Here is a 17714-nt window from a genome sequence, read left to right as displayed (position 1 = left end):
CTCGAATCTACCCGCCAGCGATCTCGCGCAGCGCTGCCGTGTGGTTTTCAAAGGCCCGCGCGCCGGCCGCGGTGAGCGTGACCCACACCGTGTCCTTCGCCCGGGACGAGCCGTACTCGCGGAAGCGCGTGATGTAGCCGTGCTCCTCGAGCGTCGCCAGCTGCTTCGACAGCGCGGAGTCCGACAGGTCCACCTTCTCCTTCAGGGCTCCGAAGCGCATCTCGTGGCGGGAGGTTTGCTTCTCGACGGCGCCAGCGTGATACAACGCCGCGCAGATCTTCAACCTGGCCAGGGGGTGAATGACGGGGTCGATGCCGCTCATCGGCGCTTCTCTCCGCAGATCAGGACGGCCGTAAATACGACGGCGACGACAACGCCGGCGATGGTCGCGCCGATCACGCTGCCCTCGGGGATGAGCCAGATGAGGGGCATAACGATCACGGGGGCCAATGCGGCCGGCCAGTTCGTTTTTGGGTCCTCCTGGATCGGTTGCTTCATGCTTGGCCGCACGTTGCGGTTGTGATCCCAGACAGCGAGCGTGATGCAGGCGATAATGAGGACCGCGAACAACACCCACCAGTAGGTCCACTGCATGATCGTGCCGGCGACCGTGACGCCGAAACTGGTGCCGAGGACGGCGTAGACCCACGATGGAGTGTGCTTGCGTTGTGACTGGTGCTCGATATCGTCGATTTGCGCGAGGGCAGCGCGGGCCTCTTCCTGCGAGATCGGGTTGCTTGCCATGTAGGCGAGTGTGAAACTTTCCCGAGGGGAAGGCAACGGGTGTTGCGACCCTGCCTCATGAATCCAGCTGGTAGGAGCCAGCTATTCGCTCCCACGGGCTCGTTAGCTGGCTCCTACTAGCTGGATCTGGGGTGGCGGCACGGGGGGCGCTAGATCTCGTGCATCTCCTGGTCCTTCGTCTCAGGGGCGGAAATGATGGCTGCCAGCGAAATCGCGGTGACGACCACCAGGTAGAAGCCCACGGCCTGCGGCCCGTATTTCGTGCTCAGCGCAGTTGCGATGAACGGCGCAATGGCGGCGCCCAGGATAGAGGCGACGTTGTACGCGATGCCGGAGCCGGTGTAGCGCACGCGGGAGGGGAACAGCTCGGGCAGGATGGCGGACATCGGGCCGAAGATGAATCCCATCAGGATCATGCCGATAAACAGGAAGATTCCCAGCGAAATCATGGTGTATGTCTCGGGGTTGAGCAGCCACTTGAAGCACAGGCCGTAGACGATGATCGCGGCGGAGGTCAGCCCCAGCGTCGGGCGGCGGCCGTAGGTGTCCGCCAGGTGCGCAGAGACCGGGATGCCGAGCATGAAGCCGAAAATGCAGACGAGCTACAGCTTCAGGAAGGTGGGGTAGGCGATTCCCAGGCCGACGCCCTCTTCCGCGGAGCCGATGCCGTAGGAGAGGAACCAGGTGGTGACCAGGTAAAACAGCGTGTAGCAGCCGACCATGATGAACGTACCCTGGATCAGGGGCTTCCACGCCGTCTTAAACACCTCGGCAAGCGGGGACGCCGCCTTCTGATCGTTTTGCTCCACGTGCTGGAACACCGGCGTCTCTTCCACCTGCAGGCGCACCCACAGGCCGATAATGACCATGACGGCGGACAGCAAGAAGGGGATGCGCCAACCCCAGCGCATGAACGCGCCTTCGAAGTCGCCGGTGGTGTGGCCGAGGGCGGTGACCAGGATGAGGAATAGGCCGTTAGCCAGCAAGAAGCCGAACGGTGCGCCGAGCTGCGGCCACATGCCGGCCCAGGCGCGCCGGCCCTTCGCGGCGGTCTCGGTGGAAAGGAGCGCTGCGCCGGACCACTCGCCGCCTAGGCCCAGTCCTTGGCAGAAGCGCATGAGCGCCAGCAGCGCCGGGGCCCAGATGCCGGCGGTTGCGTACGTGGGGAGCAGGCCGATGATGAATGTCGCGACGCCCATGGTCAGTAGCGCACCGACCAGGGTCGCTTTGCGCCCCACCTTGTCGCCGAAGTGGCCGAAGACTACTGATCCGAGCGGCCGGGCGATGAACGCGAGGCCGAACGTAGCGAATGAGGACAGCAGCGCGACGGTGCTGGACTCGGATTTGGGGAAGAAGAGAAACGGGAAGACGGCCACGGCTGCCGTTGCGTAGACGTAGAAGTCGTAGAACTCAATAGTGGTGCCGATGGTGGAGGCTAGGCGGACGCGTCGGCGTTCCTCCGGGGTGGTCTCCCTGATCGCGGCGGGTGCCGCCTGTGTGGGTGTGGGGTGCTCGACGCTTGTTGACATCGCCCGTCCTTCCATTCCATGTAGCGGAATTGCTGTCTCATGTAGTGGCGAAACCGTACCACATGGTGGAACAACGGTTCCACATCGGGGTGCAAGAGGGATTTGCCAAGCGGGCGCGCTGCAATATTTGACAACCGGGACAGTCGTCCAGCTTTAAACCGCCAGGTCACCGAAGTATTAGCGATCGACGATGTCAACTTTTGCAACGTCGGGGCAGCAAAAACGGCCCTCCGTAAAGCATCGGAGGGCCGGAAGCCGGCCGAAGCCAGCTGTCTCAACCGGGGCTACTCGCCGGAAACGTCACCGTCGCGGACGGTGCGCTCGACCTGGTCGGTGCGCTCTTCGGTGTTCGGGTGCTCGTCCTTGTGGCCGGAACCGGTCTCGACTGTCTCGTCCTCGGCGTTTTCAAAGTCGTCCACCGAGCTGAAGTTGGTCGGAGCATTGCCGATGCGGGCAGTGCCTGCGTCGATAAGCTTGTCCAGCTCGGACTCGGTGCTGCCGGAAGCGTTGATGTCGGCCATTAGTTCGTGCCGTCCCTTTCAAAGTCGTTGTCCTCGCCGGTCTCCTGAACGGAGGAATCGGCATCGGGGTCGGACAGGTTGTTAATGCTGTCTTCGTCGACTGGGGAGTTCTTTGCTTCAGCCATGTCTGGCCTCCTTCGCATTCGAGGTAGGTACCCCAACGACTCTAGCGCCGAACGGCGACCCGCGGCTCGCGGCAGTGGCGCCCCCAGCAGGACTCGAACCCGCGACCAGCCGGGTAGAAACCGGATGCTCTAATCCACTGAGCTATGGAGGCAACGCCTGCACATTGTAGTTATGGCTCCGCCTGCGGCGAAAGTAGGGTAAGCGGCATGACTGCACCTGCGCGCACCCGCACTGTCGCTCCCGCTTGGCCGCTGTACCTGGCCGCGCTGGCCGTCGCAGCCGTCATCGCGGGTGCGGTGGGGCAGGGATTTTCCGGAGGGTCGCTGGCGGAGCTTGGTATCCCAGACCCGGGGGCGGCCACGACGTTCGGGCTGCCGGCGCTGCGGGGTGTGGCGTGGCTGCTCATGGCGCTAGCGACTGGCTCGTTCATGCTGGCGGCCTTCCTTGTCCCGCCGAGCCAGCAGGGCGAGGACCTCAACGGTGCGCGGCTAACTGTGGACGGGCACATCGCGTCACGCACCGGCGCACATGCGAGCGCGGGTGTGGCGCTGATCGGCCTGGTAATGATCCCGCTGGTGCTTTCAGACGTCTCCGGCCAGCCGCTGAAGACGGTGCTGTTCGAGGCCGCAGCCTGGTCGACGGCGCTGGACCAAGTGGCGGACGCGCGGGTGTGGCTCATCGTCGCCGCGTTTGCGGCCGTCGTTGCGGTGGGCGGATACACCGCCACAAGCTGGTGGTCCCAGGTAGCGCTGTTCGTTGGCTCGATCCTGGTTGTCATGCCCATTGCGCTGACCGGCCACTCGGCTACCGGCGGTGCGCACGACTTCGGCACGAACTCCCTGATCTGGCACCTGGTGGCCATGCTGCTGTGGGTCGGCGGGCTCATGGCGCTGGTGGCGCACGCGTATCGTCGCGGACCGGGCCTCGCCGGCGCTGCCAGCCGCTACTCCCGCATCGCGCTGTTCGCCATCCTGGCCATGGCCGTCTCCGGCGTGGTCAACGCGCTGGTGCGCGTGCGTCTGGAGGATCTGACGCAGTACGCCTACGGCTGGGTCCTGATTATCAAAACCGCCGGCATTGTCGTGCTCGGCCTCATCGGCTACGTCCACCGCGAGCGCACCATCCCGCAGCTGGGTTCCCGGCCGCGCGCGTTCACCCGCCTTGCTGCGGGCGAGGTGGTCGTCATGGCCGCTGTCTCTGGCCTCGCCGTCACGCTCGGGCGGACGCCGCCTCCGCCGCCGCAGGACCCGAACCTCACGCGTATGCAGATCCAGATGGGCTACAACCTGGAAGAGCCGCTCACCTGGACAAACTGGCTCACCGAGTGGCGCCCGGAGCTATTGTTCAGCGTGATCGCGGTGCTGTTGGCCGTCTATTACCTGCACCTGGCGCGCCGGGTGCAGGGCTGGCCCGTGGGCAGGACCGTGTGGTGGCTGCTGGGCTGCGCGACAACCGTGATCACGCTGAGCTCCGGGCTCGGCATGCACATGCCCGCGTCCTATTCCGCGCACATGACGGTGCACATGATCCTGTCCATGGGCGTGCCGGTGTTTCTGGTGCTGGGAGCGCCGCTGACGTTGGTGCGTGCGGCGTACCCGGCGGGCGAATTCAATCCGGGCTTGTGGGCGGAAAGCTTCCAGCGCTCCAAGTTCCTGCGGGCGGTGACGTACTCGCCGGTGTCCACCATCCAGTTTTTGGTGTTCTTCTACGCCATGTACGTCATCGAGCCCTTCTACGAGCTCATGATCTCGGAGCACGCCGGCCACGTGATCATGAACGCGGTGTTCCTGCTCTCCGGGTACTTCTACTTCTGGGAGCTCATCGGGCCCGATGAGATTGCCGGTCGCCCGAGTGCGAAGGTGCGCCTGCTGTGGCTGTGGGTGTCCATGCCGTTCCACCTGTTTATGGGCGTCTACCTCATGCAGCTGGGCTCGGTGATGGGGGAGGAGTTCTACCGCTCCCTCGAGTTGCCGTGGAATCCGGATCTGCTTGCTGTGCAGAAGGCCGGCGGCGGCATCGCCTGGGCGTCCGGTTCGTTCCCGCTGCTGATTGTGTTTGGGGAGCTGTTCAGGCGCTGGTGGCGCGAGGATAGGGCGGAAACGGTCGCGTCGGACCGCCGTGCGGACGAAACTGGCGACGAAGAATGGCGCCAGTACAACGAGATGCTCGCTAAATATAATCGCCGCTAGCTGCGAAGTGTGAAATTCACAGGTGAAGTTATCCACATTTCGCCTAACCCCTTTTCTCTGCGTTTGTTTCGTGGAAGTCTGCTGGTGCAGGGGGTAATTGCTTATCGACGACACGCTTCGCCCCTTCACCGCACACCATCCGCACACACAGAAAGGGGCCGACTCACATGGCCAACCTCGATTACACCGTCATCGGCAACCTCACCGCCAAGCCGTTTTTCCGGCGCTTCGACTCGGGAAGTACGGTGCTGCGCTTCCGCGTGGCCACCTCGGACGCAAAGAAAGTCACGGACGACAACGGCAAGGACGGGTGGGAAGACTTCAACCAGTTCTACGTGGACGTTGAGTGCTGGGGCCAGCTGGCGGTCAACGCTGGCGCGTCGTTGCGCAAGGGCTTCCCCGTCATCGTCGTGGGCAAGCTCGTGCACGAGTACTGGGAGGAAAAGGCGGCGGACGGGACCACGAACATGCGTTCGCGCGTGAAAATGAAGGCGCGCTACATCGGCTTCGACCTCGCGCGCTACCAGGTCAACTCGGTGCGCGCGACAGCATCCGGCAACACGCTCGACGGCCACGAGCCGCCCACAGCCATGGACGCTGCTGCGATCGACCGGAAGCTCAACGGCGACGACGCCAACCAGAATGTCGGCAGGGAGGATGCCGGGACCCAGGGCGGCTGGAGCGGCCTGCCGGAGGACCCTGCAGTGCAGGAGCATCGGGTGAGCGCCGAGGACCTCCACTTCGACGACACTGCCGACTCTGCCGACGCTGCGGGGACCGCGGACGCTGCTGGGGAGGAGAACCTCGCCGGCGCCGGCGTGCGGACCGGCAATCCCCCGTTCTAACGCCCGCGCCCCGCCACCGCCGAGCGCGTGCTCGGCGTGGTTGGGGCGCAGCTCGCGTGATGTACGCTGAGTGCGGCATTTACCTCCGTACTCACCAAAAGGGGATTCGTAGTGGCTGAGTTCATCTACACGATGAAAAACGTCCGCAGGGCCATCGGCGACAAGGTCATCCTGGACAACGTCACCATGGCGTTTTACCCCGGCGCGAAGATCGGCGTCGTGGGCCCGAACGGCGCCGGTAAGTCGTCGCTGCTCAAGATCATGGCCGGCATCGACCAGCCCAACAACGGCGAGGCGTTCCTCCAGCCCGGCGCAACAGTGGGCATACTGCTGCAGGAGCCGCCGCTGAACGAGGAGAAGACCGTGCGCGGCAACGTCGAGGAGGGCCTCGGCGAGCTGTTTGAGAAGAAGCAGCGGTTTGAGGAGATCGCCGAGGAGATGGCGACCAACTACTCCGACGAGCTGATGGAGGAGATGGGCAAGCTCCAGGAGCAGCTTGATGCGGCTGACGCGTGGGAGATTGACTCCAAGATCGAGCAGGCGATGGAGGCGCTGCGCTGCCCGCCGTCGGACGCGCCGGTGACCAACCTTTCCGGTGGTGAGCGCCGCCGAGTCGCGCTGGCCAAACTCCTGCTCTCTGAGCCGGATCTGCTGCTGCTCGACGAGCCGACCAACCACCTGGACGCCGAGAGCGTGTTGTGGTTGGAGAAGCACCTGCAGTCCTACCCGGGTGCAGTGCTGGCGGTCACCCACGACCGGTACTTCCTGGACAACGTCGCCGAGTGGATCTGCGAGGTGGACCGCGGCAAGCTCTACCCGTACGAGGGCAACTACTCCACCTACTTGGAGAAGAAGGCGGAGCGCCTCGAGGTCGCCGGCAGGAAGGACCAGAAGCTGCAGAAGCGCCTGAAGAAGGAGCTGGACTGGGTCCGCTCCTCCCCGAAGGCCCGCCAGGCGAAGAACAAGGCCCGCCTTGAGCGCTACGAGGAGATGGCGGCAGAGGCCGAGCAGTACCGCAAGCTCGACTTCGAGGAGATCCAGATCCCGACGCCGCCGCGTCTGGGCAACAAGGTCGTGGAGGTCAACGAGCTGGACAAGGGCTTCGACGGCCGCGTGCTCATCGACGACCTGTCCTTCACGCTGCCGCGCAACGGCATCGTCGGCGTGATCGGCCCCAACGGCGTGGGCAAGTCCACGTTGTTCAAGACCATCGTGGGGTTGGAGGAGCCGGACGACGGCTCCGTGGAGGTCGGCGAGACCGTCAAGATCTCGTATGTGGACCAGAACCGCGAGAACATCGACCCGGAGCAGACGGTGTGGGAGGTTGTCTCCGACGGTCTGGACTACATCCACGTGGGACAGAACGAGATGCCCTCGCGCGCCTACCTGTCCGCGTTCGGCTTCAAGGGTCCCGACCAGCAGAAGCCGTCCAAGGTGCTCTCCGGCGGTGAGCGCAACCGCCTCAACCTGGCGCTGACGCTGAAGCAGGGCGGCAACCTGATCCTGCTGGACGAGCCCACCAACGACCTCGACGTGGAAACGCTGGGCTCGCTGGAAAACGCGCTGCAGAACTTCCCGGGCTGCGCTGTGGTGATTTCGCACGACCGCTGGTTCCTGGACCGCACCTGTACCCACATCCTTGCCTGGGAAGGCAACGTGGAAGAGGGCAAGTGGTTCTGGTTCGAGGGCAACTTCGGCGATTACGAGGCCAACAAGGTCGAGCGCCTCGGCGAAGAAGCCGCGAAGCCGTCCCGCGTCACCCACCGCAAGCTCACTCGATAGGAGCCCATCATGGCTGAGAGCAACGTCCACATCCACACCATCCCGGTGCGCTGGGGCGATTTCGACCGCTACGGGCACGTGACCAACTCCGCCTACATCGAGCTGGCGCAGGAGGCGCGCCTGGCGTTCGCCCAGGAGTTCTTCTTCTCGCAGGGCCACGAGTTTGTGGTGTTCGTGCGCCGCCTCGAGGTGGACTACGTCCGCCCGATTCTGCCCAGCACGACCGAGGTGACGGTGGAGACGCACGTGGCCCACGTTGGCAACACGTCGTTCACCACCCGCCAGGAGATCAAGGACGCGCAGGGCAAGGTCTGCTGCGTGATCGATTGCGTGCAGGTCACGGTGGACACCACGACCACGTCGCCGCGCGAGATCACGCAAAAGGAGATCGGCATCCTCTCCCAGACCGCTGGGGCGTAAGTGGTCGCGGTTCACATCGATCAGGGCGCGCGCGGACTCATCGCGCTGCTCACACGCGCGCTGGCGCTGGATGCGCAGGCGGTCGCGCGCGTTCAGGAGGTGGGCGAGGGCCAGCTCGACGTGTTTGTCACCACCCCCTTTGATGCCATCGCTTCCCGACGCACCTTCGGCTCCACCACCCACCCCGGCGCCGCCGTCAACGCGAAAGCGCTCCTCGACGCGCTGCGCGAAGGAACTGACGAGGTAGGCCCTGCCCGCGATGCGGCGTGGCCCGGTGCGCTGCCGCCCGCGGGCGGGTTCGTCGCTCGCGAGGAGGTGCCCGTCGGGGTGGCGCGCCGTTTGGCGGACGAGGGGCGTAATCTGGCCCGCCAGTTCTCGGGGCCTGCGGGCCCGCCGCGCTCGCTGCTGGACGGGGTCGTGCTCACCGCCGATGCGGAAAGCGCACATCCGGTGGAGATACCGATGCGCATGATCTTCGCCTGCACCGCGCTCGGCTTGATCCCAGGCTTTGAAGCCCCGGCCGAGATTCCCCGCCACCTGCGGGTGGCCACCGCCGGTAGCTGGGTGCGGCTCGACGCGCCGTTCGGCTCGGTGTACCGCAGCGCGCGGCCGAACCTGTTGTTCTAGTACGCGCGGGGCCCCTGGTTGATCATCATGTAGGCCACGCGCTGCATGTGGTTCCACATTTCGGCGCGGTAGGGCTGCGGGAGCTCGTCGTCAGAAAACTGCTCCATAGAGTTGCCCATGAGCTGCAGCCACCGCTCGGCCTCTGCCTCGCCGATGGCGAAGGGGAAGTGGCGCCGGCGCAGCATCGGGTTGCCGCGCTGCTCCTGGTAGGTGCGGGGCCCGCCCCAGTACTGGGCGAGGAACCAGCGCAGCCGGTTCTGGGCGCCCTCCCAGTCGTCGTCCGGGTACATCGGGCCGATGATGTCGTCTTGTTTGACTTGGCTGTAGAAGCCCTCGACGAGCCGGTGGAAAAACTCCTCGCCGCCGACGGCCTCGTAGAGCGTGTGCTCCTGCTTAGGACTGATCTCCACGGTTCTCCTTCATTTCTACGAGTACGGAATCCATCGCCGTGAGCACCACGTCTTTCTGGTGCAGGGCGGCGAGGATGCGGTGGTTGAGGTGGCGTGCCACCGCCCACTGCTGGCCCGGCATAGTCTGCACCGTCAGGCGGAACGAGACGTACGTGGGGTTGAATTCGCTGGGCCCGAGCATGGCGGGGGTGTCCATGACGAAGTCGCGGATCTCCGGGTCGCGGCAGGCGGCGATGGCTGTGTCCTCGATGACGCGAGAGACCTTGTCCGGGTCGGCCATGAGCGAGACCGGGATTTGCAGGCGCGCTGTGGAGAAGCGCGCGGAGTGGTTGCCCACCTGGTCGATGTCGCCGTTGCGCACGTGCCACAGCGCGCCGTCCATGTCGCGGATGGTGGTGATGCGCAGCGTCATCATCTCCACCTCGCCCACGATGTCGCCGACCTGGATGGTGTCGCCGACACCGAACTGGTTCTCAATGAGAATGAACATGCCGGAGAAGAAGTCCTTCACCAGCGATTGCGCGCCGAAACCGATGGCCACGCCCACCACGCCGGCAGAGGCGATCAGCGGCGCCACGTTTACACCGAGCTGGTCCAGCACGGCCAGCGCGGCCCACGTCCAGATCACAATGACGGCGACAGAGCGGCCGACGTTGCCCAGGGTCCGCATGCGCTGCTGGCGGCGGGCCTCCTGCGCGCGGTACTGCGGCGTGTCGTCCGCCTCAGATGCAAGCAGCGGCGTGCGTTCCATGCCGCGGCGCGTGGCCCGGTGGATGATTCGGCGGGCGAGCCAGTTCAGCACGAGCGCCACAATGATGATCAGCAGGATCTTCAACGGGCGCTGGATCAGGATGTCTTGCGTTTCGGGGTCGTTCCACCAGCGGGTGACGCCGGTGACTGCTTCGTCGACCTTTTCGGCTGTCTCGGATTGTGCGTTCATCGTGGCACGAGTCTAGTGCATAAAAATGGCCCCGTAATGAACCGCTTGGTCTACTGTCGGTGGGCATGACTGGATTTGCAACCGACGCCATTCACGCCGGATACGAACCCGATAGCCTGTACGGGCCGATCAACACGCCGATCTACGCCTCCACCACGTTCGCCCAGGACGGGCTCGCGCAGCTGCGCGGCGGCTACGAGTACACCCGCGTGGGCAACCCCACCGTCACCGCCTTGGAAAACGCGGTCGCCGCGCTCGAGGGCGCCGAGTACGCCGTCGCGTACTCCTCGGGCATGGCGGCTATCGACGTCGTCCTGCGCGTCCTGCTCAAACCCGGCGACCACATCGTGGTCTCCAACGACGCCTACGGCGGCACCTACCGCCTGATCCAGCAGGTGTTCACGCAGTGGGGCGTGGACAACACGGTGGTGGACATGACCGACCCGGAGGCCGTCGCCGCTGCGGTGCAGGACAACACCAAGGTGATTTGGGTGGAAACGCCCACGAACCCGATGCTGGGCATCGCGGACATCGAAGCAATCGCGGCCGTGAAGCAGCACGCGGCCCTCGTGGTGGACAACACCTTCGCCTCGCCGTACTTGCAGAAGCCCTTCGAGCTCGGCGCGGACGTGGTAGTGCACTCCACCACGAAGTACATCGGCGGCCACTCCGACGTCGTCGGCGGCGTGGTCTGCGGCGACGATGCGCGCGTGCCCGGTTTCCACGAGCAGCTGCGCTTCTTCTTCGGCTGGGTGGGCGCGAACCCCTCGCCGTTTGACACCTACCTCACGGGCCGCGGCCTGAAGACGCTCGCCGTGCGCATGGAGAAGCACTGCGACAACGCCGAAGCCGTGGCGACGTTCCTGGAAGCCCAGCCGCAGGTCGCGCGCGTGTACTACCCGGGCCTTGCGTCCCACCCCGGCCACGAGGTGGCGAAGAAGCAGATGACGCGCTTCGGTGGCATGGTCTCACTGCTGTTCCAGACCACCGAGCAGGCCAAGGCGTTTTGCAAGGCCACCAAGCTGTTCTGCCTCGCCGAATCGCTCGGCGGCGTGGAGAGCTTGGTGGAGCACCCCGCCACCATGACGCACGTGTCCGTTGCCGGGTCTGCGCTCGAGGTGCCGGGCGAGCTCGTGCGCCTTTCCGTGGGCATCGAGGACGAGGCCGACTTGATCGCCGACCTCGAGCAGGCGCTTAAGCGCTTGTAGCGTCGACCTCGCGGTTGCGCACCGCGCGGGCGATGCGGTCCTGGCCCTCGGCGATGACGCGCTTGAGGCCGGACGGTGCGTCGTCGCTGAGCAGCAGTTCATTGGCCTTGTCGACGGCTTCGGCAGTGACGTCCCAGCGCGGGTACATACCCTCGAGTGTGCGCTGCGCCATCTCGTTGGTCAGCCGCTCCCACAGCGCGGGGGCTTCGCGGAAGTACTCGTCGGTCAGGCCCTCCAGCCCGTCGTAGGTGAAGGTGAGGCCGTCCATGAGGTAGCGGGCTTCGAGGTTGGTCAGGTCGTCTTCGACGAGCTTGTCCCAAGCCCACCGCTTATCGACGACAGCTTTCGCCCTCAGCCTGGAAATGGTGCCCTCCGACGTGTTGTCCTGCTCCTCGTCCGCGGCGGACAGCGGCAGGGCGCCGGCGGCAATGAGGCTGGTCAGCGCGAGCCAGCGTACCTCCTGGTTGTCGGAGCGCTCCAGCAGCTCCTTGAAGTACGAGATGGTCTCCTCGGTGGGGGTCAGGCGTGCCAGCGCGCGGTCGAAGATCGCGGCCGGCTCGGCGCCGCGGAAGGCCGTGTTGAGCAGGTCCATGCCCTCGCCCTCCCAGGCGGGGTCCACGTACTGGCGCACGGCCTGGGTGGCCTGGGCCAGCAGGCGCTCCTGCACGGAGGGGTGCGTCTCGCGGCTCGCTTCGCGTGCCACCAAACGGACAAACTCGCGGGCGGGGAGCTCGCCGTCGCGCACGGACTCCCACAGCGACGACCAAATGACGGTGCGGGCCAGGGAATCCTCGATCTCGCCGATATGCTCGAGCGCGAACCGCTGGTGCTCCGGAGTCAGGCGCATCTTGGCGTAGGTGAGGTCATCGTCGTTGACAATGGCCAGGTCGTGCTCGATGCCGGCGAGTTCGGGGATCTCGGTGCGCTCGCCGTCGATGTCCGTCTCAACCTGCTTGATCCTGCGGACCGCGTCCCCCTCGAGCTTGTACAGCCCCACGCGCACGCGGTGGGGGCGCGGCCCCTCCTGGAGCACCGCGAAGGTTCCGTTCGGATCCGTCTCCGGACGAAGTCCGGAGACGCCGGTGGTGCGCAGCCACTGCTCGGCCCAGCCGGAGAGGTCGCGGCCCGAGGCCTCCTCGAGCGCGCCGAGCAGGTCCGCGAAGGTGGCGTTGGCGTACGCGTGGTTGTCAAAGTGCTTGCGCACGCCCGCGAAGAACTCTTCGTAGCCAACATATGCCTGCAGCTGCTTCAGCACGGACGCGCCCTTGGCGTAGGTAATGCCGTCGAAGTTCTGCTCCGCAGTCTCGATGTCCGGTGCATCCGCAGCGATCGGGTGCGTGGACGGCAGCTGGTCCTGCTGGTACGCCCACGCCTTTTCCACGGACGCAAACGTGGTCCACGCGTCGGCGTACTCGCCGATGGCGGTCTGCGCGGTGGCCGCGGACCACGTGGCGAAGGACTCGTTGAGCCACAGGTCGTCCCACCACTGCATGGTGACCAGGTCGCCGAACCACATGTGCGCCATCTCGTGCAGGATGGTGTCGTTGCGGCGCTCCAGGCGGTAGGGGGTCGGCTCGGAGGTGAAGATGTACTCGTCGCGGTACGTCACGCAGCCAACGTGCTCCATCGCGCCCATGTTGTACTCCGGGCAGAACACCTGGTCGTACTTGTCGCCGAACGGGTACTTCCGCCCGAAGTTGGCGTGGTAGAAGTCGAAGCCCTCCTTGGTCTGGCGGAAAATACGCTCCGCGTCCATGTGGGGGATCAGGCTGGCGCGGGCGTAGAGGCCGAGCTCGATGACGCGGCCGTCGCCGGCGTCGTAGGTGTCGGAGATGCGCTCAAACTCGCCCGCGCAGATGCAGATGAGGTAGGTGGACAGCGGGTAGTCGATCACGGTGGTCCAGGTGGAGGTGCCGTCGCCGTTGTCCTCGCGGGTGACGGCCTCGTTGAGGATCACGGTGTAGCGCTCCGGCGCTGTCACGCTGACCCTGTAGGTGGCCTTCAAATCCGGCTGGTCGAAGCCCGCGAACACCTTCATGGCCATCGCCGGTTCGAACTGGGTGTACAGGTAGTCCTTGCCATCCACCGGGTCGGTGAACTTGTGTAGGCCCTCGCCGGTGCGGTTGTACGCGTCGTGGGAGGTGACCACCAGGGTGTGCGCGCCGTCGTGAAGCGAAAGCTCGCGCCCCGTGGCCTCGCCGTCGAGCGTGGCCTCGAAGCCGGCCGCGACCAGGTCGAAGTGGGTGGTGCCCGCCTTGGACTCGAAGGTCACGGTGCTCACGGTGGTGAACTCGTCGGTGCCGGTGATGTCCACGGCGATGTCGTAGTGGACGTTGGAGATCAGTTGCGCGCGCTCCTGCGCGTCCTTGCGTGCCAGATTGGTCTTCATGTGTCGTAGCTTACATAGGCGGTATCGCGCTATCGTGGGCCCCATGACTGAGAAAGTGACGTTCTGGTTCGACGTATCCTGCCCCTTCGCGTGGCAGACCTCCCGCTGGATGAAGGAAGTGGAAAAGGTCCGCGACATCGAGATCGAGTGGGTGCCCATGTCGCTCGCCGTGCTCAACGACGGCCGCGACATCCCCGAGGACTACGCGGCAATGATGGAAGCGAACTGGGGCCCGGCGCGCGTGTTTGCGAAGGTCAAGCAGGAGCAGCCGGACAAGGTGGATGAGCTGTACACCGCGATGGGCACGCTCGTGCACCCGGGCGGGGAGAGCATGAAGCAGGGCTACGGCGCCTACGACGAGGTGATTAAGAAAGCGCTGGCAGAGGTCGGTCTGCCGGATCACTTCGCCGAGGTGGCGAACACCAGCGACGAGGACGACCTGCTGCGCGGCTACCACGCCACCGCCATGGAAGCCGTGGGCGACGAGGTGGGCACCCCGGTGGTGAAGCTGGGCAACAACGCGTTCTTCGGCCCCGTCATCACCCGCGTGCCGGAAGGCGAGGAGGCGGGCAAGCTGTTCGACCACGCCGTGGGGCTGGCGGAGTTCCCGTACTTCTTCGAACTCAAGCGCACTCGCACGGAGATGCCCCAAGTTTAGGCAGGTACGCTAAACGGCATGCGTATTTACCTTGGAGCAGACCACGCCGGATTCGAGCGCAAGAACCAGATCAAGGCCCACCTCGAGGCCCAGGGCCACGAGGTGACTGACTGCGGCGCCCACGAATACGACTCGGCGGACGATTACCCCGCGTTCTGCATCGCCGCCGCCGAGGCCGTGGTGGCGGATCCGGGCTCGCTGGGCATCGTGCTCGGCGGCTCCGGCAACGGCGAGCAGATCGCCGCGAACAAGGTCAAGGGCGCGCGCTGCGCCCTGGCGTGGTCCGTCGAGACCGCAAAGCTCGCCCGCGAGCACAACAACGCTCAGCTCATCGGCATCGGCGGACGGATGCACACCGAGGAGGAGGCGTTGGCGATTGTCGACGCCTTCGTGTCCCAGCCGTGGAGCGACGAGGAACGCCACCAGCGCCGCATCGACATCTTGGCGGAGTACGAGCGCACCGGGGTTGCGCCGGAGCTGCCGTAGCCCTCACCAGCCCGCGAAGTAGCGCTCCAGCTGCAGCGGTCCCTGCACCGGCGTCATGCCGATGTCCTCCGGGTTCGCCGTCGCGGGCTCCATTCCTAGTGCCGCTGCGCGCGCGGTGCGCACGACGGTGCCGTCGGGGCAGAGCACGTATTCCACGGCCAGCAGGGCGTCGAGGTCCTGCGGCGCCCAGCCTGCTCCGACGGCGATGTTTACCCGCGCGGGCTTTTCCTCCGTGCCCACCCGCGGGTCAGCCGCGAACAGCTCCGGCACATCGGTGACCTGCACGTACGCGCCGGCCTTGAGCCATTCCGCGATGACGAAGTCGCGCACGCCCTCGCCCTCGAGCTCCGGCACTTCCACTTGCATGTCGAAGGTGTCGAAGATGATCCCCTCCGGGCGCGCCAGCGGGTGCGTGACGCGCCGGGCCAGCGCAAGGGTTTCGGCGTTCTTCACGGCGGTGGCGGCCGCCGGGTCGTCGTAGCGCGAGCCGAAATCCTCGTCCTCGTGGTGCGCAATCGCCGCAGGCTCGTGCACGAACGTCGCCCCGGCGTTCCAGGCGCGGAAGCCGAACTCCCAGTCTTCACCGCCGTAGCCGACGAGCGTGCTGTCGAAGCCGCCGATCTCGCCGAAGAACTCGCGGGAGCACGTCAGCACCGCGGAGATGATGTAGCGCCAGGACGTGTGGTCGGCGTCGCGGAGGTTGGCGGTGGCAGCCCAGGCGTCGGTCAGCCACTGCGGCTCCTGGTCCTGCGCGCCGGTGCGGCGCGAGCCAACAACAACGGCCCGGTGGTCGCCCACCACGTGCGGCACCACCGCGGATAGGTAGCCCCGCTCGGGGACGGTGTCGGCGTCGAGGAACGCGAGCACCTCGCCGCGCGCCGCGTCTGCGCCCAGGTTGCGCGCGGCGGCGGCGCGAAAGCCCAGGTCCTCCTGGCGCACCACGCGCACGCCGTCGAGCGCGGGCGGTGTTTCGGAGCCATCGTCGGCGACGATGATCTCCACCGCGCCCGCGTAGTCCTGCGCGCGCACGGCGTCCACGACGCGGGCCAGCGACACCTCGTCGTTGTAGTGCGGGATGACCACGCTTACTTCAGGCCAGCGGAATGCCATGCTTCCTCCCATAAATTGGCCACCTCAGCCCAGCCGTAGCGCGGCGGGTCAAGCTGTTCGGGCACATGCTTCTCCACGGCGTCGCGCCACCCACCTTCTTCCACCAACGTCACGCGGCCGGGGAGCCAGGCGTCGATCTCGCGGGCGTAGTCGGAGTCCGTCACCAGTACCTTCCGGCCGGCGCCAAGCCAGGTCATCAGCGACCCGGAGGCGGAGAAGTGGCGGTGCGGGCACACCGGCACGGCGATGCGGCCGATCTCGCGGGCGAGCTCGTCGTCCGTGAGCCAGCCGGTGAGCTCGACGTTGCGCGCGGAAGCGACGAGGCGGTCAGCCCACTCCTCGTGGCCCGCGGAGACCGCGCCGAGGAAGCGCAGTGTCGCCTCCGGCAGTGCGGCGATGAGGTCCTCGTGGCCCTTGCCGGGGTAGAGGAAACCGAGCACCCCGACGGTGCCGTCCTCGGGGGCGAAGGGGGAGTGGATCACCGGGATGGGAAGCCGGATCACGGCGGGCGCTGACGCGCCGGCCGGAAAGAACTGTGCCTCGTGCTCGGAGTTCACCACGGCCACGTCGGCGGCGCTGGCGAGCGTGCGGTAGATCTCAGCGCGGCGGGCGTAGCGGCCCTCGCCCTCCTCCGGCTGGGGGATGTCGTGCAAGCTCACGGAAAACGGCCGGTCGCCCAGGCGTGCAAGGAGGGTCTCGGCGGTGTCGCCGAAGAGGTGGTCGGTGAAGGTGACGTGGATGGGCCCCTCCGGCAGGGGAGCGGACCCGAACGTCTCCTCCCGGATCACGCTCGCGGCGTTTGTGGCGCGGGCCAGCCCCAGCGCGTATTCCGTCACCCCGTGGCCGTCGGGCCCGACGATGAGATGGTTCATGCGAGCAACCCTAGGTTCTCAATGCGCTCGGTGTGGCGCTGCAGCCCGTGCTGCACGAGCGCGGGGCGCTGGCGGTAGAACTCCAGCTGGGCCTGGCGGATCTCCTCAGCGTCGATGACCCCGCCCGCGCGGTCGCGCCACACATCGCGGCCGTCCACTGCAACCCCGAGCGCCTCGGCCGCCGCGGCCTCCACGGGGGCGTCCAGGCCGCCGAGCATCTCGTAATCAGGCGGGACGGGCTCGCCGTCGAGCCCCAGCGCATCCAGCACGCGCGACGCCATGAACGCGAGCGTGGCGTTGTCGGGGTGGTTGACGGTGTGCCAGACCGGGTTCGTCTCTAGGTAGTCGGACACGCGCACCGCGCCGTGTGCCTGCTCGCGCACCCGGATCTGCTCCACCGACATGGCGGCCGCGCGCCGCAACGCGCTGGGGTCCGGCTGCGGCGCCGCACCGTAGCCGGCGGCTGACACGAGCGTGCGCAGGTCGTGGTACGGCACCACCGGGGGGTTCAGCGAGGGATCCGCGGGGTCGCGGATGATCGCCTGGTACGGCATAAGCCCGTCGAAGCGCAACACCGGCACCACCACGTGGCGCGCCGATGGCGCCAGCAACTCGCGCAGCTCGCGCGTGCCCACGGGCAGCCCGCGGTAGTCGTCGCGGATGGGCTGGGTCACTAGCACGTCGGCGCGGCGCACGAGGTCTAAAAACCACCCCATGTCGCCCGCCTCAAGTTCGTGGACCGGTGCGATGCGCTCGCCGGTGAAGTGGCCGGTGGACATGAGTAGCTTGCGGGTGGACTCCGCCTGGCAGTTGCCGACTACAACGAGCAAAGACATGTCTTCACAGTATTCGAGAAGG

Annotated in this window: 18 protein-coding genes, 1 tRNA gene and 1 pseudogene; 8 read left to right on the top strand and 12 right to left on the bottom strand. The window is 66.3% G+C overall.

Translation table 11 applies throughout. The annotated features are described in order from the left end of the window. Nucleotides 1–7: 7 nt before the first annotated feature. The 6 genes and pseudogenes from HF989_RS06865 to HF989_RS06845 form a co-directional block, all read right to left on the bottom strand. The gene (locus HF989_RS06865; protein WP_168685103.1) at nt 8–322 is read right to left on the bottom strand and encodes a transcriptional regulator; all 315 of its coding nucleotides are present in this window, start codon (nt 320–322) and stop codon (nt 8–10) included. Continuing rightward, nucleotides 319–744 (bottom strand): hypothetical protein, encoded by a 426-nt coding sequence (locus HF989_RS06860; protein WP_168685101.1) that lies wholly within the window; start codon nt 742–744, stop codon nt 319–321. The genes HF989_RS06865 and HF989_RS06860 overlap by 4 nt, the downstream gene beginning before the upstream one ends. Before the next feature lie 149 nt (nt 745–893). Next, nucleotides 894–2273 (bottom strand): annotated as a pseudogene (locus HF989_RS06855) (MFS transporter). A 284-nt stretch (nt 2274–2557) separates the two neighbouring features. Then, nucleotides 2558–2794: a hypothetical protein gene (locus HF989_RS06850; RefSeq protein WP_168685099.1), complete on the bottom strand. Its 237-nt coding sequence runs from the start codon at nt 2792–2794 to the stop codon at nt 2558–2560. After that, on the bottom strand, nt 2794–2919 hold the full coding sequence (locus HF989_RS10850; RefSeq protein ID WP_281351347.1) for a hypothetical protein: 126 nt from the start codon (nt 2917–2919) through the stop codon (nt 2794–2796). Before HF989_RS10850 ends, HF989_RS06850 begins: the two co-directional genes overlap by 1 nt. Before the next feature lie 75 nt (nt 2920–2994). Then, nucleotides 2995–3071: transfer RNA gene (locus tag HF989_RS06845), tRNA-Arg, on the bottom strand. 55 nt (nt 3072–3126) lie between these two features. On the opposite strand from HF989_RS06845, the gene HF989_RS06840 reads away from it, so the two are divergent. The 5 genes from HF989_RS06840 to HF989_RS06820 all read left to right on the top strand — a co-directional run bounded on the left by HF989_RS06840 (nt 3127) and on the right by HF989_RS06820 (nt 8783). Next, nucleotides 3127–5109, top strand: a complete 1983-nt coding sequence (locus HF989_RS06840; protein WP_168685097.1) for a bifunctional copper resistance protein CopD/cytochrome c oxidase assembly protein — start codon at nt 3127–3129, stop codon at nt 5107–5109. A gap of 167 nt (nt 5110–5276) precedes the next feature. Beyond that, complete coding sequence (locus HF989_RS06835; RefSeq protein ID WP_168685095.1) at nt 5277–5954, top strand: single-stranded DNA-binding protein; 678 nt, start codon at nt 5277–5279, stop codon at nt 5952–5954. Between the two features lie 111 nt (nt 5955–6065). Then, the gene (gene ettA / locus HF989_RS06830) at nt 6066–7736 is read left to right on the top strand and encodes an energy-dependent translational throttle protein EttA (protein WP_038612828.1); all 1671 of its coding nucleotides are present in this window, start codon (nt 6066–6068) and stop codon (nt 7734–7736) included. A gap of 9 nt (nt 7737–7745) precedes the next feature. Then, a complete protein-coding gene (locus tag HF989_RS06825; RefSeq protein WP_038612826.1) occupies nt 7746–8156 on the top strand; it encodes an acyl-CoA thioesterase in 411 nt (136 codons plus the stop codon). Beyond that, on the top strand, nt 8157–8783 hold the full coding sequence (locus HF989_RS06820; protein WP_168685093.1) for a DUF8185 domain-containing protein: 627 nt from the start codon (nt 8157–8159) through the stop codon (nt 8781–8783). It abuts the gene before it with no gap. Here HF989_RS06820 and HF989_RS06815 read toward each other — a convergent pair. Both HF989_RS06815 and HF989_RS06810 read right to left on the bottom strand, forming a co-directional pair. After that, nucleotides 8780–9193 carry a globin gene (locus tag HF989_RS06815; protein WP_343033568.1) on the bottom strand — a complete coding sequence of 138 codons (414 nt, stop codon included), beginning with the start codon at nt 9191–9193 and terminating at the stop codon, nt 8780–8782. The genes HF989_RS06820 and HF989_RS06815 overlap by 4 nt on opposite strands. Further along, a complete protein-coding gene (locus HF989_RS06810) occupies nt 9177–10133 on the bottom strand; it encodes a mechanosensitive ion channel family protein (protein ID WP_168685091.1) in 957 nt (318 codons plus the stop codon). The genes HF989_RS06815 and HF989_RS06810 overlap by 17 nt, the downstream gene beginning before the upstream one ends. A 65-nt stretch (nt 10134–10198) precedes the next feature. On the opposite strand from HF989_RS06810, the gene HF989_RS06805 reads away from it, so the two are divergent. Then, on the top strand, nt 10199–11341 hold the full coding sequence (locus tag HF989_RS06805) for a cystathionine gamma-synthase (RefSeq protein ID WP_168685089.1): 1143 nt from the start codon (nt 10199–10201) through the stop codon (nt 11339–11341). Here HF989_RS06805 and pepN read toward each other — a convergent pair. Continuing rightward, entirely contained in the window at nt 11328–13730 is a 2403-nt protein-coding gene (gene pepN / locus HF989_RS06800; RefSeq protein WP_168685087.1) for an aminopeptidase N, read from the bottom strand. The genes HF989_RS06805 and pepN overlap by 14 nt on opposite strands. Nucleotides 13731–13773: 43 nt before the next feature. On the opposite strand from pepN, the gene HF989_RS06795 reads away from it, so the two are divergent. Together HF989_RS06795 and HF989_RS06790 are read left to right on the top strand one after the other, a co-directional pair. After that, entirely contained in the window at nt 13774–14388 is a 615-nt protein-coding gene (locus HF989_RS06795; RefSeq protein ID WP_168685085.1) for a mycothiol-dependent nitroreductase Rv2466c family protein, read from the top strand. An 18-nt stretch (nt 14389–14406) separates the two neighbouring features. Further along, nucleotides 14407–14874, top strand: coding sequence for a ribose-5-phosphate isomerase (locus HF989_RS06790; RefSeq protein WP_168685083.1), 468 nt, complete (start codon nt 14407–14409; stop codon nt 14872–14874). A 3-nt stretch (nt 14875–14877) separates the two neighbouring features. On the opposite strand, the gene HF989_RS06785 is transcribed toward HF989_RS06790, so the two are convergent. The 3 genes from HF989_RS06785 to HF989_RS06775 are packed head-to-tail and all read right to left on the bottom strand — an operon-like array spanning nt 14878 to nt 17692. After that, on the bottom strand, nt 14878–15984 hold the full coding sequence (locus tag HF989_RS06785; RefSeq protein WP_168685081.1) for a glycosyltransferase family 2 protein: 1107 nt from the start codon (nt 15982–15984) through the stop codon (nt 14878–14880). Beyond that, nucleotides 15960–16856 carry a glycosyltransferase family 4 protein gene (locus tag HF989_RS06780; protein WP_168685079.1) on the bottom strand — a complete coding sequence of 299 codons (897 nt, stop codon included), beginning with the start codon at nt 16854–16856 and terminating at the stop codon, nt 15960–15962. Before HF989_RS06780 ends, HF989_RS06785 begins: the two co-directional genes overlap by 25 nt. Further along, nucleotides 16853–17692: a WcbI family polysaccharide biosynthesis putative acetyltransferase gene (locus HF989_RS06775; RefSeq protein ID WP_168685077.1), complete on the bottom strand. Its 840-nt coding sequence runs from the start codon at nt 17690–17692 to the stop codon at nt 16853–16855. The genes HF989_RS06780 and HF989_RS06775 overlap by 4 nt, the downstream gene beginning before the upstream one ends. Between the last annotated feature and the right edge of the window lie 22 nt (nt 17693–17714).

It is taken from the genome of Corynebacterium mucifaciens, assembly GCF_012396315.1.
Classification (GTDB): Bacteria; Actinomycetota; Actinomycetes; order Mycobacteriales; family Mycobacteriaceae; genus Corynebacterium; species Corynebacterium mucifaciens.
Note: the sequence above shows the minus strand (reverse complement) of the source record. Positions and strands in the feature narration are given on the sequence as shown.